Here is a 26422-nt window from a genome sequence, read left to right on the forward strand (position 1 = left end):
AAGATGCGTTTTTAATTTATTTTTTATAAAAGTTACATTCTTTGTAACCAATTTTTTACATCAACTTCTGCTTTTATAATTGCTTTTACATCAGTAATAGGTACTCGCTTTTGCTCCATAGAATCTCTATGTCTAATTGTTACTGAATTATCTTGCAAGGTTTCATGATCAACTGTGATACAAAACGGAGTTCCATTGGCATCTTGTCTTCTGTAACGTCTTCCAACAGCATCTTTTTCGTCATAATCTACGTTAAACTCCCATTTCAAATCCTCAAAAATTTCACGTGCTATTTCTGGCAAACCATCTTTTTTTACCAATGGCAAAATAGCAGCTTTATAAGGTGCTAAAACTGCTGGTAAACGTAAAACCGTTCTTGAAGTTCCGTTTTCAAGCGCTTCTTCTTGCAAAGAATTAGAAAAAACAGCTAAAAATAGTCTGTCTAAACCAACAGAAGTTTCCACTACATAAGGCACATAACTTTTGTTTTCTTCAGGATCAAAATACTGTAATTTTTTTCCTGAATATTGTTCATGTGCTTTTAAATCGAAATCAGTTCTTGAGTGAATTCCTTCTAATTCTTTAAATCCAAAAGGAAATTTGAATTCAATATCTGCAGCTGCATCCGCATAATGTGCTAATTTTTCATGGTCGTGAAAACGGTAATTTTCTGCGCCCATTCCTAAACTCAAATGCCATTTTAAACGCGTTTGTTTCCATTGTTCATACCATTCTTTTTGAGTTCCTGGTTTTACAAAAAACTGCATTTCCATTTGTTCAAATTCACGCATTCTAAAGATAAATTGTCTTGCAACAATCTCATTTCTAAAGGCTTTTCCAGTTTGAGCAATTCCGAAAGGAACTTTCATTCTGCCAGATTTTTGAACGTTTAAAAAGTTTACAAAAATTCCTTGAGCAGTTTCTGGACGTAAATATACTTGTGTCGAATTTTCAGCTGATGCTCCAATTTGAGTTCCAAACATCAAATTGAATTGCTTTACCTCTGTCCAATTTCTAGAACCTGTTAATGGATCAGCAATTTCCAATTCTTCAATCAAGGCTTTTACATCTGCCAAATCTTCATTAGATAAAGATTTTGACATTCTTGATAAAATCGCATTGATTTTTTCTTGATATTCAACAACACGTTGATTGGTTGATAAAAAAGTTTCTTTATCAAAAGCATCTCCAAAACGTTTGGCAGCTTTTTCAACTTCTTTATCAATTTTTGCTTCAATTTTTGCACAATATTCTTCAATCAACACATCTGCTCTGTAGCGTTTTTTTGAATCTTTATTATCAATCAAAGGATCATTGAAAGCATCTACATGCCCAGAAGCTTTCCAAGTTGTGGGATGCATTAAAATTGCAGCATCAATACCAACAATGTTTTCGTGCATTTGCACCATTGCTTTCCACCAATATTCTCTGATATTTTTTTTAAGCTCAACACCATTTTGAGCGTAATCATACACCGCGCTTAAACCATCATAAATTTCTGATGATTGAAATACATATCCGTATTCTTTTGCGTGCGATAAAACTTTTTTAAAGTGATCTTCTTGTATTGCCATAATGAGCGCAAAGATAAACGTTTGCGTGTTTTTTTCAAGAAAAAAGTAACAGTAGTTTTTTGTCTTTAAAAAAGTTATACACTAGAGCTTTAATTTTTAAAAATATTGAGTACTTTTAAACAAAAAAATTGCAAAAAATGAGAATTCTTAGGGATTTCTTTCATCTATTTTATCCAAAACTTTGTGGAAATTGTGAAGAACAATTAGTTTTTAATGAAAAAACGATTTGCACACTTTGCAGACACGATTTACCATTAACTAACTTTTTAAGTTTTACGAACAATTCTGTAACTAAAACTTTTTATGGCAGAATTGACATTGAAAAAGGCTATGCATTATTATTTTTTAGAAAAGAAGGTATCACTCAAAAATTAATTCACGAATTAAAATATCGTGGAAATGAAGAAATTGGTGAACTGTTTGGAAATTGGATTGGTGAAATTATACTTGAAAAAGAAGCATTTAAAGATGTAGATTTTATAATTCCTGTGCCATTACATCCAAAAAAATTAAAACAAAGGGGCTACAATCAAGTTACAAAATTTGGAATCACATTAGCAAATCAGTTGGCTATTCCGTTTTTAGAAAATGAATTAGTGAGAGTTTCATCAACCAAAACACAAACTTTAAAAGCTCGTTTTGAACGATTTAGCAACATTGACACTAAATTTTTATTGAAAAATCCTGAATATTTTGATAACAAACATATTGTATTGATTGATGATGTAATTACTACAGGAGCTACTTTAGAATCTTGTGCAAATGAGTTTCAAAAATCAGAAAATTGTAAAATCAGTATTTTAACTATGGCAATTGCAGAATTGATGTATTGATATTTACTATTTTAAGATAATATTTCGGTTTTTACATTTAAAATTCCTAGAATAAATCGTTAATTTGTGTCAAAATTAATTTTGAGTGAAAACATTTTATAGAATTATTTTTCTTTTTACAATGGTACTTTTTGTAGCCAATTGCGCAAGAACAGGAAGACCTGAAGGGGGGCCAAAAGATGAAGATGCGCCCTTATTTGTAAATTCTATTCCACCTTACAATACCGTAAAATTCGATAAAAAAGTAGTGAAATTAAATTTCAATGAATTCATAACTTTAAAAGAATTAAACAAACAATTGGTGATTTCTCCACCAATGAAAAATCCGCCTTTAATTTCACCTCAAGGAGCGCCAAGTAAAGAAATCAAAATTCAAATTTTAGATACTTTACAAGAAAACACAACCTATATTTTCAACTTTGGTAATGCTGTTCAAGATAACAATGAATCAAATGTTTTAGAAAATTTTAAATATGTTTTTTCAACAGGAACTTATATTGATTCATTAGTTACTGCAGGAAGTATTAATGATGCCATTTTAAAAGAAATTCCAAGAAACGTAAATGTACTATTATATAGAATTGATAGTTCGTATAAAGATTCTATCATCTACAAAAAGAAACCAAATTACGTTACAAATACCCTAGATACAACGAATTTTAAATTCACAAATGTTAGAGAAGGAAAGTATTTTGTAGTTGCTTTAAAAGAAGAAGTGAGCGATTATATATTCAATCCTAAATTAGATAAAATAGGATTTTTAGCAGACACTATTCAGTTGCCCAAAGACAGTATTTTAGTAAAACCAATTACGTTGTTTAAGGAAATTCAGCCTTATAAATTTGTCAGAGCAAGAGAGATTTCAAAAGGAAAATTGCAATTTGCTTTTGAAGGAAAACAAACTGATATGAAAATTCACGTAACTTCAAAAGTTCCTGAAAATTTTAAAAGTGTCTTTAAATTCGAAAAAAACAAAGATTCTTTGAATTATTGGTTTACTCCTTTTGAAACAGATTCTTTGAATTTTATTGTAACCAATGCCATTTTTTCAGATACGTTGACTGTAAAATTACGCAAAGAAAAAATGGACTCTTTATCCATTGATATTTCTCCAAAAAACACGCTGAATTTTAGAGACACTATTTATGTAAATAGCAATCATCCTATTTTGCAAATTGATAGCTCTAAAATAAGTTTGGTTGATAAAGATACATTGGCCGTTAATTTCTCAACATTATTCTCAGAAAAAGAAAATAAAATTGCGGTTATTTTTGATAAAAAACCTTCTGAAAAATACACTTTAACAGCACTACCTGCAGCTTTTCAGGATATTTATGCTTTTAAAAATGATACGATTTCTGTAAAATTCGGAACCAGAAAAATTGAAGATTATGGAAAAATTACCCTAAATGTCAATAATCTCAATAACGAAAACCTGATTGTTGAATTGCTCTCTGGAAACAAACAAGATATGTTGATTGAACAACAATTTTTAAATACTTCTGATAAAATTGTTTTTGATTTATTAGAACCCAAAAAATACACGATTAGAGTTATTGTTGATAAAAACAAAAACAATCAATGGGATACTGGAGATTTCCTCAAAAAACAATTTCCTGAACGAATTATCTATCATAATCAACTTTCAAATTTTGAATTGAGGGCTAATTTCTTTTTAGAAGAAACGTTTGATGTTGATTAGAAAATCAGTTTGATTTTACGCATGCAAAGCCTGATCTAAATCTGACAGTAAATCGTCAATATCTTCAATTCCAACACTTAAACGAATTAAAGAATCTGTAATTCCGATTTTTAAACGTTCTTTTTCAGGAATGGATGCGTGTGTCATTGTTGTTGGATGATTCACCAAACTTTCAACACCGCCCAAAGATTCTGCCAACGTAAACACTTTTGTATTTTCCAAAAATTGAAAAGCAGCAGCTTTGCTAGTATCTTTCAATCGAAATGAAACCATTCCTCCAAAATCTTTCATTTGTTTTTTGGCAATGTCATGATTTGGATGCGTTTCAAATCCAGGATAATACACCTCACCTACTTTTGGATGATTTTGTAAAAATTTCGCCACAGCTTTTCCGTTTTCGCAATGACGTTGCATTCGTATATGCAAAGTTTTGATACCTCTTAATACTAAAAAAGAATCCATTGGACTGGCAATTGCACCCGCTGCAAACTGAATAAAATGTAATGATTCAGCTAGTTTTTCATCTTTTACCATTAAAGCTCCCATAATCACATCAGAATGACCTCCTAAATATTTGGTGGCAGAATGCATCACAATATCTGCTCCCAAATCTAAGGGTTGTTGTAAATATGGGGTTGCAAAAGTATTATCAACTGCCACTAAAATCGATGTATTAATTTCTTTAACAGCTTTCGTAATTGCCTCAATATCTGCAATTTTCATCAACGGATTTGTAGGAGTTTCTAACCAAACTAATTTTGTTTTATCCGTAATTGCATTGGTTACATTTTCGACCAAATTCATATCAACAAACGAAAATGAAAGACCGTATTTTTGAAACAATCGTGTAAACATTCTATACGTTCCTCCATATAAATCATCACCAGCAACAATTTCATCACCCGGATTTAACAAACGCAACACACAATCAATAGCAGATAATCCAGAAGAAAAAGCTAAACCATGTGTGCCATTTTCAATAGAAGCAAAACTGTTTTCTAACGCTGTTCTTGTTGGATTTGCCCCTCTAGAATATTCATAACCCTGATGAACTCCAGGACTAGATTGTGCAAAAGTTGATGTTAAAAAAACGGGAGGCATTACTGCACCTGTTGCTTCTTCATGTTTTTGACCACCATGAATGGTTTTTGTATTGAATTTCATTGATACTGTTATTTGAAATTTTTAAGAATTACGTATATTTTTTAATAAGTTTTCCAACGGTTAAGCCTTGAATTAAAATGGAAAAAACAACTACGATGTAAGTTATAACTAGAAATAAATCACGATGCATATCGTGTGTTAAACTCAGTGCCAACGCTATTGAAATTCCACCACGCAAACCTCCCCAAGTCATGATAAGATTGGTTTTTGGGGCAAATCCTAGTTTACTTGCATATAATTTTATGGGCAATAAAAGTGAAATATATCTGGCAATCAGCAAAAACGGAATTACAATAAATCCTGCTAAGACATAAGTAGTTTCTAACGTTAATACTAATATTTCCATTCCAATTAATACAAACAAAATGGTGTTTAACAAAACATCAATCAATTCCCAAAATTTATCAACGTATTGTTGTGTAATTTTGCTCATCGAATTTTTTTTGATAGTATCTTCTCCTATCAACAATCCAGCAGTAACCATGGCTAAAGGTGCAGAAACATGCAATTTTTGAGCCAACAACGTTCCTCCCATAACAGCTGCAAGTGTAATGATTACTTCTGTATCATAATCGTCAATTGTTTTCATTAGTTGATAACAAATCCAACCTATTAATAATCCCAGAGCCAATCCTCCAACAACTTCAATTAAAAATAATTGAGTAATATCGCCCAAAGAAATGGCTGTTGCACCTTTCGCAATTTGATAAATCGTTAAAAAAACAACCACTCCAACTCCATCATTAAATAGTGATTCACCCACAATTTTTATTTCAAGATTTTTTGGAGCTCCTACTTTTTTCATAATTCCTAAAACTGCAATTGGGTCTGTTGGTGAAATCAACGCTCCAAAAAGCAAACAATAAATAAAATCAACTGGAAAATTTATCAACTGTAAAAGATAATAAACAAATACTCCAGAAAGGAATGTTGAAATCAAAATTCCTAGTGTTGCAAAGGCAATTACTGGTTTTCTTTGTGCTTTTAATTCTGTAAAATTGGTGTGTAAAGCTCCTGCAAAAAGTAAAAAACTCAGCATTATATCCAATAAAACAGTTTTAAAATCAATACTTTGAATGAATTCTTTTTCTTGCTGTAATAATGTGTCGTCAAAAAAACTTATGATTACCACTGAAAGTGTAAACAAAATAGTTATTAGCATTAAACCAATGGCACTTGGCAATTTGATAAATCGCTGATTGATATAACCAAAAATGGATGAAAGGAAAATTAAAACAGTTGCAATAAAAAAGATATCCATTTTTAAACGAATTTTTTGATTGCTCTTACAATTCCATAATGAATTCCTTCATGAAAATTATTGAATGAAATTGCTTCTTCAATAGAGTGAATTACAAATCCTGTACTTGTAGGATATTCTGTGTATTTTTCAAAAATCCCCGCTTCATAATCCTCTTGTAAAGTATCAGGTAAGCCTGCAAAAAGTTCTTTTATTTCTTCAAATTCTTCTTCAGAAAAAGTAACTGTTGGAGAAGTCCCTTTTCTATGAGTTTCAATCAAATCATCAGGACATAAACAGTTCAATTCAGACAATTGATAGTGCAATAATTGTTGTGTTACCAATACATGCGCAACATTCCATGCAATGTGATTTTTAAATCCAGCAGGAATTGTATGCAATTGCGCTAAGGTTAATCCCTCTAATTCTTTTAAAAAAAGTGCTCTTGATTTTCTGAGAATATCGAATTCAGTTTTCATTTTTAATTGTAATTTTGAAGTGTAAATATACTCCATAAATATGAAAAAAGTTTATTTTTTGCAGACTTGTGACACTTGTAGAAGAATTTTAAAAGAAGTAAATACTGCTAATTTTGAGCTCCAAGAAGTAAAAGCTAACCCAGTAAATGTGCCGCAGTTAGAAGAAATGTATGCTTTTACAAAAAGCTATGAAGCGCTTTTTAACAGACGTGCAAAACTTTATAAAGAAATGGATTTAAAAAATCAAAAATTGTCAGAAACAGATTATCGTCAATTGATTTTGGATGATTATACCTTTTTAAAACGTCCGGTTTTTATAGTTGATGATGAAATTTTTGTAGGAAATAGTAAAAATGTGATTGAAGATTTGAAGAAAAAAATTGGTTGATAATCAGTTTGATTGATAGATCTTCATCAACTCAGTAGCCTCTTTTTCAGCACTCCAATTTTTCTGAATTTGGATTCTTGCTTCTTTTCCTAAATGTGCATTTTCTCCTAAAATTATTTTTTGTAAAATAATGGAAAGTTCTTCTGAATTTCCTGCTTCAAACAAATAACCATTTTTTTGATGTTTAATCAAATCATCGTGAACACCCACATTTTTTGTAGCAATTACAGTGCATTCACAAGCCATTGCTTCAGCAGTAACTAACGAAAATCCTTCTGAAAAACTGGGCGCTACAAATATTTTTGCTGCTTGATAAAAAGGAATAATTTCTCTGGTTTCCTCAAAAAAATAGACTTGCTTTTCGATATTTAATTCTTTTATAATCGCTTTTAATTCCACTAAAAATGCTGGTTTATCTACTTTTCCAACAAAAACCAAACACCAATTTTGATGATTTTTCAACGCTTTTGCAGCGTTTAAAAGTGTAAGTTGTCCTTTTGCCTTTCTAATTCTTCCAGTATTTAAAATGATATTTTCTTGAAGAATTTGAGGATGTTTTATTTGCTTTGGACTAAAATTGTGAACATTAACTCCATGTGCAATTAAGGTATTTTCAATTCCCAAAGAATCGCTCATACTTTTTATAAGTGTTACCACTTTATCTGCTTTTTTTAGCAACCAAAAAGTAAGTTTTGATGGTTTTGTAGCTGAATGTCGTGAAGCAATCAAATGGAATTTTGCACCCAAAAACCGAAAAAATAGCATCCGTAAAATTTCATTATTTCTGTGGCAATGAACTGTAATTTTTCTGTCAGAAAATAACAATTTTAAGAATTGAAATGTACTGATTTTTGTTCCATCAATAGTTTTTCCATACACATAGGTTTCAAAATTTTTATCAAAAAAAGGAAGCACATTTTCAATGCTTCTAGTTACTCCTGTTTTTCGATGATGAAAATGTATATGAATTAAAATTGGTTTCAAAAATTAAATTTTTAAGCAAATTTACGGGAAACAATCTCCAAAAAACGATTTTCTAGTTCTTCATGCTCAGCCCAATTATAATCGGGTTTTACAACATTTTCGATAAAATTTTTGGCTTCTGATTCAGTTTCATACGAATTTAACTGGGAAATGACTCTGTTAAAATCTTCTTGCCCGCCATTAAACAAGTTTTTTACAAAAGCAATTCTATCGTTCAAACCAATTTGAATGCTATTTACCAAACGATCATTGAGTGATTTTGGCTGTACATTTTCGAATAAATCAGCCATAATATCCACTGATATAGTGTCTAGTAATTCATCCTCTAAGGTTGGTACTTTTCGCTCTTCAGTTTGATTTATTTCAATTTCTAAATCCGTTTCAACTGTTTTTTCGGAAAACATAATTTCTTCCAATTCATCAAAAGGTTGCTCTAAAATTGGTTCAGAAATACTATTTTCAGTTTCTTCAATAGTTGAAGTTATTGAAATTTCCTCAATAATTTCTGTAATAATTGGTTCTTCAACTTGAAGTGGCTCTGTATTTTTTACGACTTCTTCATCAACCAAATCAAATGCTTTCGCCTCAAAAGCTTTTTCAACAGTTGCAATCAAATCTTCTTTTGAAGTCTCTAAATTAGGAGTTGTATTCACAAATTCTTCAATAAAAGCTAGCATGGAAATGCGTTCAAAAACATCTCTAGATTTTTCTTTCAAAGCAAAAATATCATCACGATTTTTCATTTTTAAAATATCGTGAGCCAAACTGATCAAATCTTTTTCTAATTTTTTGTGCATAAGTTGTTTGTTGAAATCCATTTTTCAGTATAAATATTTATAAATTTGTTGAAACTCAAAGTAACACAAAAATATAAAACTAGAACGCTTAAAATTACAAAATGTTTCTTGAAAATACAGTAAATCATACAGAACAATTTGGTTGGATAGAAGTCATTTGTGGTTCAATGTTTTCTGGAAAAACAGAGGAATTAATTCGACGTTTAAGACGTGCACAGTTTGCAAAACAACGTGTTGAAATTTTTAAACCAACCATTGACACACGTTATGATAATGACGAGGTAGTATCTCATAATGATAGTAGAATTCGCTCAACTCCAGTTCCTGTAGCATCAAACATTCGTTTGTTAGCCAATGATGTAGATGTTGTTGGCATTGATGAAGCGCAATTTTTTGATGACGAAATTGTGGCTGTTTGCAATGATTTGGCAAATAGAGGCATTCGTGTTATTGTGGCTGGTTTAGATATGGATTTTAAAGGAAATCCTTTTGGACCTATGCCTGCTTTAATGGCAACTGCAGAATATGTAACGAAAGTTCATGCCGTTTGCACTCATACTGGGAACTTAGCGCACTATAGTTTTAGAAAATCTGTAAATGATAAATTGGTAGTTTTAGGCGAAACACAAGAATACGAACCTTTGTCAAGAGCAGCTTATTTTAAAGCAGTAAGAGAACAACAAATTGCCAAGAAAGACACAACTTCAGATGAATAATCATGTAACTGTTCTAGAAATTGATGGAAAAGCACTAGAGCACAATCTCAATTATTTTAAGAAAAAATTATTGCCAACAACTAAAATTTTAGCTGTTGTAAAAGCATTTAGTTATGGAAGTGATGAAGTTCAAGTTGCCAAATTTTTGCAAGATAAAATTGATTATTTTGCAGTTGCCTATGCTCATGAAGGAATTGCTTTAAGAGAAGCTAATATTGGAAAACCAATTTTGGTTTTACACCCACAAATAGTTAATTTTCAATCAATTATTGACAATTGTTTAGAACCTAATTTGTATAGTTTCGAAACTTTTCATGCGTTTTTAAAACTAGCTAAAAGTAATTCACTAACTGATTATCCAATTCATATAAAATTCAATACGGGATTAAATAGACTGGGATTTTTACCTTCTGATGTTTCAAAAATAATTGATGGATTGAGAGAAAATAATCATGTAAAAATTCAATCATTGTTCTCACATTTGGTAGCAAGTGAAGATTTGAATGAACGAGATTTTACAACCCGACAAATTGAAAGTTTTAAAAATATTGTAACTGATTTTGATGCATTTTTAAAATACAAACCGCTGTTGCATATTTGTAATACATCTGGAGTTGTTAATTATCCTGATGCTCAGTTTGATATGGTTCGAATTGGCATTGGCTTGTATGGTTTTGGCAATGACGATTTTGAAACTTCGCAGTTAAAAAATACCCATAATTTATCATCAATTATTTCTCAAATTCACGAAATTGATCCTGGAAATTCTGTGGGATATAACAGAGCATTTATAGCTACAAAAAAAATACGTTCAGCTACAATTCCTATTGGACATGCAGACGGAATTTCGAGAGCCTTAGGAAATGCCAAAGGATTTGTAACAATAAACCATCAAAAAGCACCAATTTTGGGAAATGTTTGTATGGATATGATTATGGTTGATGTTACAAATATCAATTGTAAAGAAGGTGATAAAGTTATCATTTTCAATCATCAAAAAACAATTCAAGAATTTGCAGACGCTGCAGAAACAATCACTTACGAGATTTTAACCGGAATTTCTCACAGGGTTAAAAAAGTGCTTAAAGATTAAAAATAATTGTTACTTTAGCAATATCAACAATTTAAACTAATTAATTATGGGAATGCTCAAAGAATTTAAAGAGTTTGCAATGAAGGGAAACCTTGTTGACATTGCAGTTGCTTTTGTGATGGGTGCTGCTTTTAACAAAGTAGTAAGTGCTTTTACAGGTGGAATTGTTTCGCCCTTGGTTGGATTAATTTTTAAATCGGATTTTAAAGATTTAAAATGGACTATTAAAGATGGTGTTGCAGATGAAACTGGCACAATTGTTGGCGAAGTAAGTGTGATGTATGGAGATTTTATTACAAATTTGATTGATTTTATAATTGTTGCTTTTGTAATGTTTATGATAGTAAAAGCGGTAAATATCACTAAAAAGAAAGAAGTTCCTGCTCCAGCAGCTCCAAAAGGACCAAGTCAAGAAGAATTGTTGGCTGAAATTAGAGATTTATTAGCTAAAAAATAAGGTAATTATTTATTGAAATAAACTAAAATCCTGAGTTTCTCAGGATTTTTTTTGTTTAAAAAAACGAAAAACCAATTCCGAAAGAAACGCTATCTAATCTGTTATTTTTAAAACCAACAATTCCTTTTCTGTGAAAATCGATTTTTACAATAGTATTCCAACGAGATTCTCCAGCAATTTGCCAACCCAAACCAACTCCATAATAATTTCCATTTGGATAATTATTTGAAGGACGCCACATTTTACCATAACTCGTTTCTACAAAAAATGCATCTCCTTCATCTTCTGTGATATTAAATCGCAAAGTTCCATAAGTTGGAAAAGCACTTGTAGCATAATTCCAATGAAAATCAAAACCTCCATTAACACTTAGTGAAACTCTTTCAAAAAATTCATATCCAAAACCTACTCTTAAAAAAAGTGCTGAGGGTACTAAAAAAGTCTCATCATCATCATTAAACAATGTATAATTTTCATTGATTCCAAGCGTAAAATTAGCTGAGCCTGTAAAAAAAGGTCTTCCTGGTTTTTTTAAATTTTCTTGAGAAAATGTTGTAAAAGAAATTAAAAGAAAGATTGAAAGTAGTAGTTTTTTCATAAAGTGGTTGATTTCTTGAGCCAGGATCAAAAACTATTCCACAGATAATTTTTCGATAAAACTATCTACAGAAAAAGCGTTTTCTACAGAAAATTCACCAATTTTGGTTCTTCTTAATACCGATAAATGCGCGCCTGAATTCAATGCTTTTCCAAAATCAAAAGCCAATGAACGAATGTAAGTTCCTTTACTACAAACTACTCTGAAATGAAGATTTGGCATTTCAATTTTAGTGATTTCAAACTCAAAAATGGTAATTTCTCTTGATTTTATTTCAGCAGTTTCTCCTTTTCTTGCCAAATCATACAGACGCTTTCCTTCTTGTTTTATAGCAGAAAAAATAGGCGGTTTTTGTTGAATTGTACCTATAAATTGTTTGGTTGTCTCTTCAATTAAACTTGGAGTTATATGAGAAATTTCAAATGTTTTATCAATAGTTGTTTCTAAATCGTAACTTGGAGTTGTTGCGCCAATGGTAAAAATTCCTGTATATTCTTTGATTTGCGCTTGATAAGAATCAATATTTTTGGTTTCATTTCCTGTGCAAAGAATCAGTAAACCAGTTGCTAAAGGATCTAAAGTTCCAGCATGACCAACTTTTATTTTTTTGAGATTAAATCGTTGTTTGATGTGCCAACGTAATTTGTTAACTACTTGAAATGAAGTCCATTCCAAAGGTTTATCAATTAATAAAACTTGACCACTTTTAAAACTTTCTTCGTCTATAGAAATCATTAAATGGTTAGTTTATAAACGAAAAAATGAATGAATAAAAGTACAATTCCGAAGAAAATTCGATAATATCCAAAGAGTTTAAACCCTTTTTTGCTTAAGTAATCAATAAACGATTTGATGGCGATTAACGCTACAATGAACGCTACAATGTTGCCAACAATTAAATAATTCACTTGATCTGCAGAAAGCTCAAAACCAGCTTTATAATAATCGTAACTTTTTTTCAAAGTGGCTCCTAACATTGTTGGAACTGCTAAAAAAAACGAAAATTCGGCTGCTGTTTTTCGATTGATTTTCTGAGTCATTCCACCCACAATACTTGCACCACTTCTTGAGGTTCCTGGAATCATTGCCAAACATTGAAAAAAACCGATTTTTAATGCTGTCAAATACGAAATTTCAGTGTGAGCTGTTGGATTTTCAGCATCAAATTCTTCATTAGCTTTGAACCAATCATCCACTTTTAAAAGAATAAATCCGCCAATAATCAAGGAAATTGCTACTGTAATTGGACTTTCTAACAAATTATCAATCACATCATTTAGCAACAAACCTAAAACCACTGCAGGTATGAAAGCAATTGCCAATTTGAAGTAAAAATCAATACTTTGAAAAAAACGTTTCCAATACAACACAACCACTGATAAAATAGCTCCTAATTGAATAACAATTGTAAAAAGTTTGGTGAAATCGTCTGTGGCAATTCGCATAAAAGACGAAGCAATAATCATGTGTCCTGTTGAAGAAACAGGTAAATATTCGGTTATTCCTTCAATAATTGCTAAAATAATAGCTTCAATTAAATTCATTTTTATTTTTTAGGATTTAATAAAATCGCATAAATCTCTATTCCTAAACCAATAATAACTAAAGTTGGTGCCAAACGAATTCGTTGCCAATTGTAGATTTCTTCATTAAAAACATTGGGATCATCACTACCTCCACCTGCCATAAAAATAAATCCTAAAGCGATGAATGCAATGCCTATCATCATGAAAATATAGTTTCTTTTTCCAAAAAGGAATTCTTGTTGTGAAGTTGTTTCGTTTTTCATAGTTTTAGTAATAAAGTTCGTCTGTTCGTAAATTCAAAAATCGTTGTGTTGCCAAAAATGTACTTATCAAAGTGATGATAAATGCCGTTAAAATAACTCCAAGAGCTAAAATTGTTAACGTTGTATAATCTTGTAAAATTGCCAAACTTGGAATGAATTTATCAATATAATACACTACAAAACCCAAAGCAATTAACGCTAAAAAAGCTCCAATCAATCCTAATTTTATACTAGTTAAGATAAAAGGTTTTCTAATAAAACTTTTTGTTGCACCAACCATTTGCATGGTTTTAATGGTAAATCTTTTTGAATAAATGGTCAATCTGATGGCACTATTGATTAAAATTGTGGCAATAATCGCAAAAAAACTACTTGCAACTAATAACCAAAAGCTGATTCTTTTGATGTTTTCAGTTAATAAATTAATCAAAGGTTTGTCATAAGAAACGTCTGCAACAAAGGCATTTTTTAAGAATTTTTCTTCTAATTCTTGCATTTTTTCTGGAGTTACAAAATCAGCTTTTACATAAATATCAATCCCATTTTTCAGTGGATTTTTTCCTAAAAACTCTAAAAAATCTTCTCCAATTTCTTCACTATATATTTTTGCAGCGTCTTCTTTACTCGTGTAAATGGCGCTATTTGTGAAAGGTTCTTCTAAAAGTGATTCTCTAAAAGTTGTAATTTGTTCATCGGAAATTCCGTCTTTTAAAAACAATGTAATGGCAACTTGTTCTTTAACAATATTGGCAACTTTGGTTGATTTTAGTAAAATCAATCCCAAAATTCCCACCATAAATAACACCAACGCAATACTGATTACTACTGAAAAGTAAGAAGACTGTAATCGTCTTTTTTGATAAGAATCAAACTTATTTGACATTGTTTTTTAAATTATAAACGCCTGCAAGATACAAAAATTTGATGGCAGATTTTTGACTGATTTTAGGCTAAATTTTAAAGTACTATTGAATTTCTTGACACAATTCAATTAAAACACCATTCGTTGTTTTTGGATGCAAAAAAACAACCAATTTATTATCTGCGCCATTTTTTGGTGATTCATTTAAAACAACAAAACCTTCACTTTTTAACCTTGAAATTTCTGCATATATATCTTTTACTAAAAAAGCAATATGGTGAATTCCCTCCCCTTTTTTTTGAATAAATTTAGCAATTGGACTATCAGAATTTGTGGCTTCTAACAACTCAATTTTATTAGGTCCTGTTTTAAAAAAAGATGTTTTTACCCCCTCAGAGGCTACTTCTTCAATTTTATAATGAGAAGTTCCTAAAAGTGATGCAAACAATTTATTTGAAGCTTCTAAATCTTTGACTGCAATGCCAATATGTTCTATTTTTTCCATTGTGTAAAAATAAAAAAACCAGCAAACAAAATGTGTTTACTGGTTTTAAAAAATCAATTTTTGTTATTTTTATTTTCTAACTAATATCTTAAAATTATCAACTTCATAAGTTCCATCAATCGTATCAGCTGCATTATCTCCTCCTATATATTTGAAAGCGATATGAGCTGTACCAGAAAATCCACTTAAGTCAATGGCACCAGAATCAACCCAATTTTGGAAATTTTCACTTCTTGAAACAATATTTGCAGGAAGTTTTTGCCAAGTTGCAGAAGCTACATTTGCAGAATTTCCGTCCCAGTTTGTAGAAATTAACACCTCTAAAACACTTTCATCAGCAAAACTGTTAGAAGTTTGGAAATTTAAAAATTCTAAATCTTGCGCATCCAAATTAATTCCTGGAGAAATCATCCAAGAAATATTACTTGCATCACCAGATCTAAATGCTCCCATTGAAGCTATTTTAGAGTTTGGATTTCCTGAATCTGTAGAGGTTAAAACTCTCCAATTAAAACGACCTATTTCTGTATAAGTAATCCAACCATTTCCTCCCAAAGGATTTGTAGATGTCATTGCTTCAAAATCCTCTTCGAAAACTGGTGTAAAATCGTTTGCATCTAATGGCGTACATCTTGCACCATCCATAACAACATCAGTAGGTTTATTTAATGCTAATACTAAATCACTACCATTAAATGTTTTTGAAACTACTGCAGCAATACTTCCACCACCTGCTGGTAAAACGCTAAATTTGAATTCTGCGAATGCACTTGTTTCTAGGATAAAATTGGTATAACCAAAACCATCACAACTTTCTAATAATCGTTGTGTATCAAAATCAGCAGTTGCATCTACATAAGTTTTACCTACTAAAGAGCTTGGAAATTGCGCATTTTCAACCTTAACATAAAGACCAACATGACTATCGCTAATTTGTGAAAACTTTACAACTAATGGAATAATTTCTTCAGTATTTGCATTTCTAAACACATGAGCAGTTGTTTGATTTATAGTTAATGTTCCTAATCTTCCTGCAGAAAATTCTCCACCACCAATTGCAGTAACTCCATCTCCTGTTCTTACTTCACCAATGTACAAATCTTTTAAACGAATATAAACTTCTCTTCCGATATTGAATTTGTTGTAAGAATCTACAAATTCTGTAACAACTTTGATAGCTGCTGTAGGATTTGAAGGAGCATCTTGAATAAAAAATTCTTTAAAGAAATTTCCTGTTTGATCAGATGATGTTACATATCCTTTTACGTAAATATCAGAAGTAATTTGAGTTACTTGTCCACTTACAAGTAATCCTTTTAAATTAGCAATAGAAATTTCGGTTAATGTACCTGCTGTAATATCTGCTTGGATTTTTGCAATTGCTGCATTCTCTTCAGTTCCTAATGCATTTGGAACCTCGAATTTTCCATCTTCTACACATGAAGTAAAAGAAATACCAGCTACAAATGCCAGCAATAAAATGATGAATTTAGTTGTTTTCATGTTCAATTATATTATATTTTTTAAAATCTTAAGTTTACGTTTAAAAAGTAAGTAGTGCCTCTACCGTACCAATATTTATTTCCAAAAACTGGAGTATCTAGTGCTTTATCATCTCTTAATTGACGGAAGTTTGCGTTTCTTCCTTGTTCAAATCCACCAGATTTGTATTCTTGATTAAACAAGTTATTTACTGTTGCAAAAACACTGATAAATTTGTCACCTATTTTCCAAGATTTACCTCCCATTAAATTAACAACCATGTAGTCATCAAAACGTTCTTGTTGTAATAATTCTCTTGCTAATTCTGGATCATAATCAGCAAAAGGTAATCCATCAGCATCTGTGTAAAAATTACTTGATCTGTTTAAAGGAGCCACATCAACATAAATATTGCTGAAAAAATTTGTAGTTGCTCCAAAATACCAATAATCTGGGTCTCTGTATTCAAATCCAACTGAATAAGCGCTTTGTGGTCCTGCCGCTAATCTAAAATCTTTCAATTTAGATTCTCCGAAATTTTTTGATCCGTTTGTAAAACCAGCAATTTGAGTTTGTGAATTATCTTCGGATGTTAAATAAATATTTGGGTTGTTATCATAAGTATATTGACCAATAGAAGCTGCTCCTTTTAACTTTATTGTTGGAGTAACTTGCGCTTCTAAACCCAATTCAACACCTAAGTGTTTTTTATCAATTCCACTTAATACTTCTTGAACAAATGCAGTATTATCTCCACCAATTCCATCAGCAAAATAAAAAGATATTTCTGTTGCATCTTGAATGTAAGTATAAAAACCAGTGATTCTTGAAGTTACTATTGGACTTCTTAAAATGTAGCTTGCATCTACAGAAAATATTTTTTCGCTTTGTAAGTTTTCAACAACGTTATTATTTTCTCTTGAATTTGAAAATGAATTTCTAATTGTTGGTGCTTGTGTCATATAAGCAACATTTGCATCTAATAAATGGCGTCCTGTGATTTTATACGTTGCACCACCTTTCAATCCAAAATTAGTGAAATTCAATTTTTTTGATAATCCTAAAGAGTTATTTGGAAACCCACCATTTTGATACAATCCTTCTCTTTGATGAGTTGTTTGTGAAACAGATGCTGCTGCAAAGAAATCAACCTTATTATACTTAAATTGACTTTGAATAAATGCACTTGTTACATCAGAATTTAAATTGAAATTATAACGAAACTTATCTCCAACACCAACAATTCTATTAGGATTTTGTAAGTTGTTTTGTTGTTGATTAGCATCTTCACCAAAATTATCAATATCTAAATAACCTATTCCTCCTAATAAATCCATCACTTCAGCAAAATTACTAGAACGTAAGCGTTTGTATTCTAATTTTGCATTTAGTGTAATATTCTTGTTTATTTGAGAATTTAAAATTGAATTGAATGTAAATTGTTTATCATCATTTCTATCCTCATACAACACATAGGCATTTTGAATTCCAACTGAAGCATTTGTAATATTCGCATCATAAATTCGATTCCAATCTATCTGACCATTATTCTGAAAATTTTGCAACGATTCATAAGCTCCTACTAAATTTTCGTTTCTAACAAAATAGCTTGGTAAATTTTGATAATAAACCGGACTAGGATTTGCGCCACCATTAAAATCTAAACGGCTATTTCCAATTTTTCCGAATTGATAAGCAACGTTTGTATATATCGAAGTGTTTTCAGAAATATCCCAATAATGATTCAACATTAAAATAGGCTCTTCAACATCTTTTACTCTTGAGTTTGTTTTTCTACCATTTAAAAAACCCCAATATTCATTATATCTTATGTCTTTTAAATCATATACTTCTTGAGTATTTGGAGAAGATTTTCCTCTTTTATTAGGTGCAAAAATTGAGGTAAAATTGATGCTATGCTTTTTATTGATCTTTTTTTCAATTGAAGCAAATAATGAATATGCATCATAACTAGAACCTTCATTAAAACCCTCATTACCAGCTCTTCTACTTCCAGAAAAAGTAAAAGACCAACCATCTTCCATGATACCAGTTGAATAGGTTGCCATCATTCTGTGTACATAGCTTCTGTTAGATGAAGCGTATGAAATTCGAACTCCTGGACGCTGTTGAGACGCTCTTGTATTGATATTTGTTGAACCTAAAACTCCACCAAATGTATAATTAGAGGCACTTAATCCATTGTTAAATTCTTGATTTCTAAGAACATCGTTTAAACCACCCCAATTACTCCATTGTGCTCTACCATCAAATAATTTGTTCATTTCAATACCATTAATTAGTACTTTTCCGTTTCCGGAATCCAATCCTTTGATACTAAAAAATGAAGAACTGAACTCAAAAGCAGCAGTTCTTAAAAAAATATCTTGTGTAGCTTGTAACAAACCCGCAATATTATCTGCAGCACCACCATCATCATTTAACTCGTCATCAGTAATTGTAATTAAACTCAGGTCTAAATCTTCACTTAGGCTCTTATAAAATAAAATTGTCCCCAAATCAACTGTTTTACCAGATAATTCGATAGGAAAATTTTGAGTTTCATAACCTATTAACTTCATCTCTACAATATAACTTCCATTGGGCACATTTTTTAAATTAAATACTCCATTAGCTCCTGTTGTTTGGCTAGAAGTTGTTGATAAAATTGTGACCAAAACACCTTGTAGAGGATTTTGAGAATCGCTATCAGTAACGATTCCTTTTACAACGTTTTGAGCATTGACTCCTATTGCTAAGAACAATGAAAAAAACATTGGAAAAATAATTTTTCTCATAAATGTTTGATTGATTTTTAAATTTTTTTTAACAAAATATCTGCAAATTTAACTATTTTTAACAAATGCTAATGTTAAAATAACATCATATAATTAATTGTTTTATAAGTTTGCAGCATAAATTCGGATAAATGAAAAAACAAATGCTTTTCGGTGTCATTTTTTTTATGGCATTTTCAATTCTTTCTTCTCAAGAAAAAGGAAAACAATACAATATAAGAACGATTGCTTTTTACAATTTAGAAAATCTGTACGATACCATTAATGACGAAACTATCAATGATGAGGCTAGTCCAATGATGGAATTAAAGTCAAATAAATCAAAAGTTTATTGGCAAAAAATAAATAACATGGCAAGTGTAATTGCTCAAATTGGCGCTGAAAAAGCCAATACTGGTCCTTCAATTATTGGTGTTTCTGAAATTGAAAATTTAAGTGTTTTAGAAGATTTGGTAAAATCTGAACATTTATCAAAAATGGATTATGGAATCATACATTATGATTCTCCTGATAAAAGAGGAATTGATGTAGCATTGTTATATCAAAAAAGATATTTTAAACCTGTGTATCATGAAGCAATTAATCCAAATATTTATAGAGATGGTTACAAAGTATACACTAGAGACCAGCTTTTAGTTTCGGGGTATTTGGATGATGAATTGATTCACGTAATTGTAAATCACTGGCCTTCTAGAAGTGGTGGTGAAGCAAAAAGTAGGCCTTCACGTGAAAAAGCGGCTTACCAAAACACCAAAATTATTGAGCAAGTTCGTGAAAAAGACCCTAATGCAAAGATTTTAATCATGGGTGATTTTAACGATGACCCAACCAACTCGAGTTTTAAAAATGTGTTGAAAACCCAAGGAAAAAAAGAAGATGTAACTGAAAATGATATTTTTAATCCTTATGAAGAAATGCATAAAAAAGGATATAATACACTAGGTTACCGAGACAACATCAACTTATTTGATATGGTTTTGATTTCTGAACCTTTACTAAATAAAGGTGAGAATGATTTTTCAACTTACAAAATGTTTAAAGCAATGATTTTTAATCAACGATTTTTAACAGGGCGAACAGGACAGTATAAAGGATATCCTTTTAGAAGTTTTGCTGATGGTGGTTTTACAGGAGGTTATTCAGATCATTATCCTGTGTATATTTATTTGATTAAAGAACGAAAATAATAAGAAACTGATTTTTCAAAAACAAAAACCCCATAATTATAAAATTATGGGGTTTTTTTGATAAAAAATTATTGCCTTTTTTACACTACAGATTTTTCTTCTTCCGAAATGAATTCGTAATGTAAGTATGTGTAAGCATCTCTAGGTATAATTGAAATCCACTTTTTGTGTTTTAAATACCATTTAAAACGAATAGAATTTACTCCTTTTGTTAGATAAGCTGCAATAAAAGGATGAATGTGTAATTGAATCTTCTTGTTGGTTGATTTATTGCTTTTTAAATTATAGAGAAGTTTCTCTAAATCAGCTTCTATTTTGTCTAACAAAACAATGGGAGCTTCTACTTGTTGTCCGTTTCCATTCGGATCAGTTTCGGTAGTTTGTATACTCAATTCAGGTCTAACCCTTTGTCTTGTAATTTGTACCAATCCAAATTTGCTGGGTGGTAAAATTTTGTGTTTTGTTCTGTCTAATGACATGGCCTCTTTTAAGTGCTGATACAATTTGTTTCTGTTATCAGCATTATGCATATCAATAAAATCAACTACAATAATGCCTCCCATATCACGCAATTGTAACTGACGTGCTATTTCTGTGGCTGCAATTAAATTTACTTCTAAGGCTGTTTCTTCTTGAGAACCTGCTTTGTTAGAACGGTTTCCGCTATTAACATCAATAACATGTAACGCTTCTGTGTGCTCTATTACTAAATAAGCACCTTTACTCATTGACACAGTTTTGCCAAATGAAGTTTTAATTTGTCTTTCTATGCCATATTTTTCAAAAATTGGCACTTGTGCGTTGTGTAGCGTCACGATTTTTTCTTTTTCAGGATAAATTTCTTGTAAATACTCTTTAATTTCATCGTAAAGAGTTTCATCATTAGTTACAATACTTGTAAAAGAATCATTCATTACATCTCTAAGAATTGAAGATGCTCTGTTTAGTTCGCTTAAAATTTTGGTTGGTGTGTTTGTGTTTGCAATTCTTTTGCACATTGTTTTCCAGCGCTCTAATGAATTTTGCAAATCTTTGTCTAACTCTGCTACTTTTTTACCTTCTGCAACAGTTCTTAAAATAACACCAAAACCTTTAGGTTTGATGCTTTTTGCCAATCTTTTTAAACGTTCTTTTTCTTCTGGATCTTCAATTTTCTGCGAAACTGAAACTCGGTTAGAAAATGGAACTAACACCAAATATCTGCCTGCAATAGACAGCTCAGAACTAAGTCTTGGACCTTTGGTTGAAATGGGCTCTTTTACAATTTGAACTAATAAATTTTGTCCTGTTTTTAAAACATCACTGATACTACCGTCTTTGTTGATGTCTTCTTGGAATTGGAAATTTTTAAAAGTGAATTCTTTATACTTACCTGTGCTTACTTTCTTAATGAAAGAGTTTAATGAGTTTACTTGCGGACCTAAATCATGATAATGTAAAAATCCGTCTTTTGGAAATCCAACATTTACAAAGGCTGCATTTAAACCTGTTAACACTTTTCCTATTTTAGCTAAAAAAATATCGCCAACAGAAAATTTGTTACCAGTTGTTTCATTATTCAATTCAATAAGTTTTCCATCTCTTAATAAGGCAAAATCAATATCAGCTGAATTGGAACGAATGATTAATTCTGTTTTCATACTGAACAGGATTTAACTCTACACTTTACAGTGCAGATGGATTAATATTGTCAGGTATTTATAATACCATTTGAGGTTTTTCGTAACCTCGATGTCAATGAACTTTTTGCTTTTCGCTAAACTATAAACGAAAAAGTAAGCTAAAGCTTACTTTTTCTTCTTATGTCTATTTGCTCTTGCTCTCTTTTTTCTTTTGTGAGTTGAGATTTTTGATCTCTTTCTTTTTTTACCACTTGGCATAATTGCTTGCTGTTTTGTATAAAACCTTTCAGAAGGTTTTGAGTTTGTATTTGATTATTTTACTACAACTTTGTTTTTTACTCCTTCAGTAAACGTTTTTGCTGGTTTAAAAGATGGAATATTGTGAGCTGGAATTTTAATAGTAGTGTTTTTTGAAATATTTCTACCTGTTTTTTCTGCTCTAGTTTTGATGATAAAACTACCAAAACCTCTTAAATACACATTGTCTCCTTGTTCTAATGCACCTTTCACTTCAGCCATAAAAGATTCAACTACGTTTAAAACGTCTGTTTTTTCAATTCCTGATTTGTCTGAAATTTTAGATACGATATCTGCTTTCGTCATGATTCTATTTTTATTAAATTATTTTCAAAAATGCGGATGCAAATATATGATAATTAATCTATTCCAAAAAAATAAACCTTTAAAATTATCTGAATTTTAAACCGTAGTTTTGCAAACCAATTTTTTACAAATGATTTTTTCTGAAATTTTAATTTTTTGGTACAACAAAAACAAGCGCGAATTGCCTTGGAGAAATACAAAAAATCCATATTTTATTTGGCTTTCCGAAATAATGTTGCAGCAAACTCGTGTTGCGCAAGGCATGAGTTATTATCTAAAATTTACAGAAAATTATCCTACAATTTCTCATTTGGCAAACGCTTCTGAAACTGAAGTTTTAAAGATGTGGCAAGGATTAGGATATTATTCTAGAGCTAGAAATCTACATCACACAGCAAAATATATAAGCCACGAATTGAATGGAAAATTTCCATCAACTTTCAAAGAAATCATCGCTTTAAAAGGAATTGGAGATTATACAGCTTCTGCAATTGCTTCTATTTGTTTTGATGAACCTACTGCTGTTGTTGACGGAAACGTTTATAGAGTTTTGGCACGTTATTTCGGAATTGAAACTCCTATAAATTCTACTGCAGGAATTAAAGAATTCAAAGAATTAGCACAATCATTATTAGATAAAACTCAACCAGGAACATTTAATCAAGCCATTATGGATTTTGGCGCAATTGTTTGCAAACCCCAAAATCCGTTGTGTGATGGATGTCCATTTTCAGAAAGTTGTGTGGCACTTCAAAGAAATCTAACGAAAGATTTGCCCTTAAAAGAGCAAAAAATCAAGGTAAAAAAACGGTATTTTAATTATTTGGTTGTTATTACTGATGATGATAAAACAATACTAACTCAAAGAAATGACAAAGGAATTTGGCAAGGTTTATATCAATTTCCGTTGATAGAAACTAACAAAAGTGTCAATGAAAAAGAACTTATATCATCCAAAGAATTTATAGATTTACTTCCTGAAGAAACTACAATTTCACTGTTCAATCCAAAAGAAATTATCCATAAATTATCACATCAACATTTATATACTCATTTTTGGATTGTGGAAACTTCATCAAACCAACATGCTAAAATTCTTTGGAAAACAATTCAAAATTTTCCTGTTCCTGTATTGATTGCAAATTTTTTAGCGCAATTTGAATTGAAAAAGTAATTGAAATTTTTAGTACTTTTGATTCATTAAATCCAGAAAGCTATGGCAGGAACCATTAATAAAGTGATACTTATTGGAAATTTAGGCGACGAAGTTAAAATACATTATTTTGACGGTGGTGATTCTATTGGGCGTTTTCCATTGGCAACTAGCGAAACTTATGTAAGCAAGCAAACTGGAGAAAAAATTACAAATACGGATTGGCATAATGTGGTTGTAAAAAATAAATTAGCTGAAATTTGCGAAAAATATTTGGTGAAAGGTGACAAAGTTTACGTTGAGGGCAAATTGAAAAACCGTCAATGGGAACAAGATGGAATTAAGCGCTATGCAACTGAAATTCACGCTACTGAATTGACAATGCTATCAAATAAAAAAAGTGCTGAAAACAATCCAAATGTTTCAAAAAACAGTCAACCAACATCCGTAATTAGCGTGAGTCATACTGATGAAAATGACGATTTGCCATTTTAATTAACGAAAACCACAACCCTTGGATCCAGATCCTGAACCTTTATTTATTTTATTTACAAGCTTCAATATACTTATTGTAATCAATGCAATTGTACTGATTTTTTTACTAATTGCTTCTGCACTAATTTCAGGAACTGAAGTCGCTTTTTTCTCTCTTTCCCAAACTGATTTAAACATTTTGTCAAATCAAGCAAAAGGTGAAAGTATTGTGGTAAAATTATTAGAGCGACCAAGAAAATTACTAGCAACCGTTTTAATTGCAAATAATTTTATCAACATTTTAATTGTGTTGTTATTTGCCACATTAGCTGAAAACTTATTTGGTGATTTTGATTATTTATTAAACTTGTACTTCTTTCAAATTCCTATTCGATTTTTAATTGAAGTAATCTTGGTTACCTTCTTAATATTGTTGTTTGGAGAAGTTTTACCAAAAATTTATGCTTCGAGAAATGCATTGAATTTTTCTAGAAAAATGTCGAAATTCATCAATTTCATCAATACAATTTTAACACCATTCAGCATGCCTTTAATTTGGTTAACAAAATTTATTGAAAGAAATTTAGGCAATATGAACTCCAATTTTAATGTAGAAACACTCTCTCAAGCATTAGAATTAACTTCTGAAGGCGCAACAACAAAAGAAGAACAAAAAATTTTAGAAGGAATTGTCAATTTCGGGAACACAGAAACCGTTCAAATTATGACACCTAGAATCGATATTTTTGCAATATCAGTAGATGAATCTTTTGAAGATGTTCTAAAAAAAATTCTCGAAAAAGGCTATTCTAGAAATCCAGTTTATAAAGACAACATTGATCATATTATCGGAGTTTTATATGCCAAAGATTTATTGGCGCATTTAAACAAAACTAGTTTTAAATGGCAAAATTTAGTACGCGCTGCATTTTTTGTTCCTGAAAATAAAAAGCTTGATGATTTATTAGATGATTTTAGAGGACGAAAAAATCACTTGGCAATTGTGGTGGATGAATATGGAGGCACTTGTGGTTTGGTAACTTTAGAGGATGTAATTGAAGAAATCGTAGGCGATATCAATGACGAATTTGATGATGAAGATTTGTCATATTTAAAGATTGATGAGAACAACTATGTTTTTGAAGGTAAAACCACCATTAAAGATTTTTGTAGAGTTTTGGATGATGAAGATGAAGATATTTTTGAACGTGAAAAAGGAGAGAGTGAAACTTTAGCAGGTTTTATTTTAGAAATTTCAGGAAAATTTCCTAAAAAAGGAGAGAAAATAAATTTCAAGAATTACACGTTTACCATAGAAGCTTTAGATAAAAAACGCATCAAACAAATTAAAGCCACCAGAAATGCGTAATTTTTTTCTCTTTTATCTTTTATCTTTTCTGTTTTTTATTTTTTCTTGTAATTCAGATTTTTTACCAAAACCAAAAGCGTATTTAAGCCTTGAGTATCCTGAAAAGGAATATCAAAATTTAGCTATTGAAAGACCTTATACTTTTGATATTCAACAAAATACAAAAATAATCGATGAACCTAATAATTGGTTAAAAATTCAATATCCAAACTTAAAAGCTTCTTTAGATATCACTTACAAACCGATTGAAAATAACTTGCAAGAATTACTAGTTGATGCAGAAAAATTGGTTTTTAAACATGCTGTAAAAGCAGAACAAATCATTCCGAAGGATTTTTTGAATTATGAAAAAAGAGTCTTTGGTAGCTTGTATGAAATTACAGGAAATGCCGCATCAAACTTACAATTTCATGCAACTGATAGCACACATCATTTTATAAAAGGCGCACTCTATTTTTATGCAAAACCCCATTATGATTCCATTTTACCTGCAGTTGAATACATTAAAAAAGATATTTTACAACTGATAGAAACGATTGAATGGAAGAAATAA

General features: G+C 30.6%; 27 protein-coding genes. 11 read left to right on the forward strand and 16 right to left on the reverse strand.

What is annotated here, in order from left to right:
• Positions 1 to 32: 32 nt before the first annotated feature.
• Positions 33 to 1574 carry a glycine--tRNA ligase gene (locus WHA43_RS07505; protein ID WP_105046462.1) on the reverse strand — a complete coding sequence of 514 codons (1542 nt, stop codon included), beginning with the start codon at positions 1572 to 1574 and terminating at the stop codon, positions 33 to 35.
• A gap of 137 nt (positions 1575 to 1711) precedes the next feature.
• On the opposite strand from WHA43_RS07505, the gene WHA43_RS07510 reads away from it, so the two are divergent.
• Entirely contained in the window at positions 1712 to 2407 is a 696-nt protein-coding gene (locus WHA43_RS07510) for a ComF family protein (RefSeq protein WP_105047331.1), read from the forward strand.
• 85 nt (positions 2408 to 2492) lie between these two features.
• Positions 2493 to 4109, forward strand: a complete 1617-nt coding sequence (locus WHA43_RS07515) for an Ig-like domain-containing protein (RefSeq protein WP_211290320.1) — start codon at positions 2493 to 2495, stop codon at positions 4107 to 4109.
• A gap of 15 nt (positions 4110 to 4124) precedes the next feature.
• Here WHA43_RS07515 and WHA43_RS07520 read toward each other — a convergent pair whose 3' ends face one another.
• Genes WHA43_RS07520 through WHA43_RS07530 form a run of 3 tightly spaced genes read right to left on the reverse strand, consistent with a single transcriptional unit; the run spans position 4125 to position 6992 of the window.
• Complete coding sequence (locus WHA43_RS07520) at positions 4125 to 5273, reverse strand: cystathionine gamma-synthase (protein ID WP_105046464.1); 1149 nt, start codon at positions 5271 to 5273, stop codon at positions 4125 to 4127.
• A gap of 28 nt (positions 5274 to 5301) precedes the next feature.
• Positions 5302 to 6534, reverse strand: coding sequence for a cation:proton antiporter (locus WHA43_RS07525; protein WP_105046465.1), 1233 nt, complete (start codon positions 6532 to 6534; stop codon positions 5302 to 5304).
• Between the two features lie 2 nt (positions 6535 to 6536).
• On the reverse strand, positions 6537 to 6992 hold the full coding sequence (locus WHA43_RS07530) for a DinB family protein (RefSeq protein ID WP_105047332.1): 456 nt from the start codon (positions 6990 to 6992) through the stop codon (positions 6537 to 6539).
• Between the two features lie 40 nt (positions 6993 to 7032).
• On the opposite strand from WHA43_RS07530, the gene WHA43_RS07535 reads away from it, so the two are divergent.
• Positions 7033 to 7380: an arsenate reductase family protein gene (locus tag WHA43_RS07535; protein ID WP_105046466.1), complete on the forward strand. Its 348-nt coding sequence runs from the start codon at positions 7033 to 7035 to the stop codon at positions 7378 to 7380.
• A gap of 3 nt (positions 7381 to 7383) precedes the next feature.
• Here WHA43_RS07535 and WHA43_RS07540 read toward each other — a convergent pair whose 3' ends face one another.
• Positions 7384 to 8364, reverse strand: coding sequence for a glycosyltransferase family 4 protein (locus tag WHA43_RS07540; protein WP_105046467.1), 981 nt, complete (start codon positions 8362 to 8364; stop codon positions 7384 to 7386).
• 11 nt (positions 8365 to 8375) lie between these two features.
• Positions 8376 to 9161, reverse strand: coding sequence for a hypothetical protein (locus WHA43_RS07545; RefSeq protein WP_105047333.1), 786 nt, complete (start codon positions 9159 to 9161; stop codon positions 8376 to 8378).
• 101 nt (positions 9162 to 9262) lie between these two features.
• Here WHA43_RS07545 and WHA43_RS07550 point away from each other — a divergent pair, with 101 nt between their 5' ends.
• The 3 genes from WHA43_RS07550 to mscL are packed head-to-tail and all read left to right on the forward strand — an operon-like array spanning position 9263 to position 11427.
• Entirely contained in the window at positions 9263 to 9877 is a 615-nt protein-coding gene (locus WHA43_RS07550) for a thymidine kinase (protein WP_105046468.1), read from the forward strand.
• Entirely contained in the window at positions 9870 to 10970 is a 1101-nt protein-coding gene (alr, locus tag WHA43_RS07555; RefSeq protein WP_105046469.1) for an alanine racemase, read from the forward strand. The genes WHA43_RS07550 and alr overlap by 8 nt, the downstream gene beginning before the upstream one ends.
• 52 nt (positions 10971 to 11022) lie before the next feature.
• The gene (gene mscL / locus WHA43_RS07560) at positions 11023 to 11427 is read left to right on the forward strand and encodes a large conductance mechanosensitive channel protein MscL (RefSeq protein ID WP_105047334.1); all 405 of its coding nucleotides are present in this window, start codon (positions 11023 to 11025) and stop codon (positions 11425 to 11427) included.
• Positions 11428 to 11482: 55 nt separating this feature from the next.
• Here mscL and WHA43_RS07565 read toward each other — a convergent pair whose 3' ends face one another.
• The 8 genes from WHA43_RS07565 to WHA43_RS07600 form a co-directional block, all read right to left on the reverse strand.
• Positions 11483 to 12025: a hypothetical protein gene (locus WHA43_RS07565; protein ID WP_105046470.1), complete on the reverse strand. Its 543-nt coding sequence runs from the start codon at positions 12023 to 12025 to the stop codon at positions 11483 to 11485.
• Between the two features lie 33 nt (positions 12026 to 12058).
• Positions 12059 to 12760, reverse strand: coding sequence for a tRNA pseudouridine(55) synthase TruB (gene truB, locus WHA43_RS07570; RefSeq protein ID WP_211290321.1), 702 nt, complete (start codon positions 12758 to 12760; stop codon positions 12059 to 12061).
• A complete protein-coding gene (locus tag WHA43_RS07575; protein ID WP_105046471.1) occupies positions 12760 to 13569 on the reverse strand; it encodes an undecaprenyl-diphosphate phosphatase in 810 nt (269 codons plus the stop codon). The genes truB and WHA43_RS07575 overlap by 1 nt, the downstream gene beginning before the upstream one ends.
• 2 nt (positions 13570 to 13571) lie before the next feature.
• Positions 13572 to 13814 (reverse strand): DUF3098 domain-containing protein, encoded by a 243-nt coding sequence (locus tag WHA43_RS07580; RefSeq protein WP_105046472.1) that lies wholly within the window; start codon positions 13812 to 13814, stop codon positions 13572 to 13574.
• Between the two features lie 4 nt (positions 13815 to 13818).
• Entirely contained in the window at positions 13819 to 14697 is an 879-nt protein-coding gene (locus tag WHA43_RS07585) for a cell division protein FtsX (RefSeq protein ID WP_105046473.1), read from the reverse strand.
• A gap of 82 nt (positions 14698 to 14779) precedes the next feature.
• A complete protein-coding gene (gene mce / locus WHA43_RS07590; RefSeq protein WP_105046474.1) occupies positions 14780 to 15181 on the reverse strand; it encodes a methylmalonyl-CoA epimerase in 402 nt (133 codons plus the stop codon).
• A 69-nt stretch (positions 15182 to 15250) separates the two neighbouring features.
• A complete protein-coding gene (locus tag WHA43_RS07595; RefSeq protein ID WP_105046475.1) occupies positions 15251 to 16684 on the reverse strand; it encodes a DUF5689 domain-containing protein in 1434 nt (477 codons plus the stop codon).
• 20 nt (positions 16685 to 16704) lie between these two features.
• Positions 16705 to 19461 (reverse strand): TonB-dependent receptor, encoded by a 2757-nt coding sequence (locus WHA43_RS07600; RefSeq protein ID WP_105046476.1) that lies wholly within the window; start codon positions 19459 to 19461, stop codon positions 16705 to 16707.
• Positions 19462 to 19592: 131 nt separating this feature from the next.
• Here WHA43_RS07600 and WHA43_RS07605 point away from each other — a divergent pair, with 131 nt between their 5' ends.
• Positions 19593 to 20648 carry an endonuclease/exonuclease/phosphatase family protein gene (locus WHA43_RS07605; protein WP_105046477.1) on the forward strand — a complete coding sequence of 352 codons (1056 nt, stop codon included), beginning with the start codon at positions 19593 to 19595 and terminating at the stop codon, positions 20646 to 20648.
• Positions 20649 to 20728: 80 nt separating this feature from the next.
• Here the strand turns inward: WHA43_RS07605 and WHA43_RS07610 are convergent, their stop codons facing one another.
• Complete coding sequence (locus WHA43_RS07610; protein ID WP_105046478.1) at positions 20729 to 22288, reverse strand: Rne/Rng family ribonuclease; 1560 nt, start codon at positions 22286 to 22288, stop codon at positions 20729 to 20731.
• A gap of 294 nt (positions 22289 to 22582) precedes the next feature.
• A complete protein-coding gene (locus tag WHA43_RS07615) occupies positions 22583 to 22873 on the reverse strand; it encodes an HU family DNA-binding protein (protein WP_105046479.1) in 291 nt (96 codons plus the stop codon).
• A gap of 130 nt (positions 22874 to 23003) precedes the next feature.
• Between WHA43_RS07615 and mutY the strand changes: the two genes are divergently transcribed.
• The 4 genes from mutY to gldD are packed head-to-tail and all read left to right on the forward strand — an operon-like array spanning position 23004 to position 26422.
• On the forward strand, positions 23004 to 24047 hold the full coding sequence (mutY, locus tag WHA43_RS07620) for an A/G-specific adenine glycosylase (protein ID WP_105046480.1): 1044 nt from the start codon (positions 23004 to 23006) through the stop codon (positions 24045 to 24047).
• Positions 24048 to 24089: 42 nt separating this feature from the next.
• On the forward strand, positions 24090 to 24521 hold the full coding sequence (locus WHA43_RS07625) for a single-stranded DNA-binding protein (RefSeq protein WP_105046481.1): 432 nt from the start codon (positions 24090 to 24092) through the stop codon (positions 24519 to 24521).
• Between the two features lie 19 nt (positions 24522 to 24540).
• The gene (locus tag WHA43_RS07630; protein WP_105046482.1) at positions 24541 to 25869 is read left to right on the forward strand and encodes a gliding motility-associated protein GldE; all 1329 of its coding nucleotides are present in this window, start codon (positions 24541 to 24543) and stop codon (positions 25867 to 25869) included.
• Complete coding sequence (gene gldD, locus WHA43_RS07635; RefSeq protein ID WP_105046483.1) at positions 25862 to 26422, forward strand: gliding motility lipoprotein GldD; 561 nt, start codon at positions 25862 to 25864, stop codon at positions 26420 to 26422. Before WHA43_RS07630 ends, gldD begins: the two co-directional genes overlap by 8 nt.

Origin of the sequence: Polaribacter gangjinensis (assembly GCF_038024125.1) — a bacterium.
GTDB classification, from domain to species: domain Bacteria; phylum Bacteroidota; class Bacteroidia; order Flavobacteriales; family Flavobacteriaceae; genus Polaribacter; species Polaribacter gangjinensis.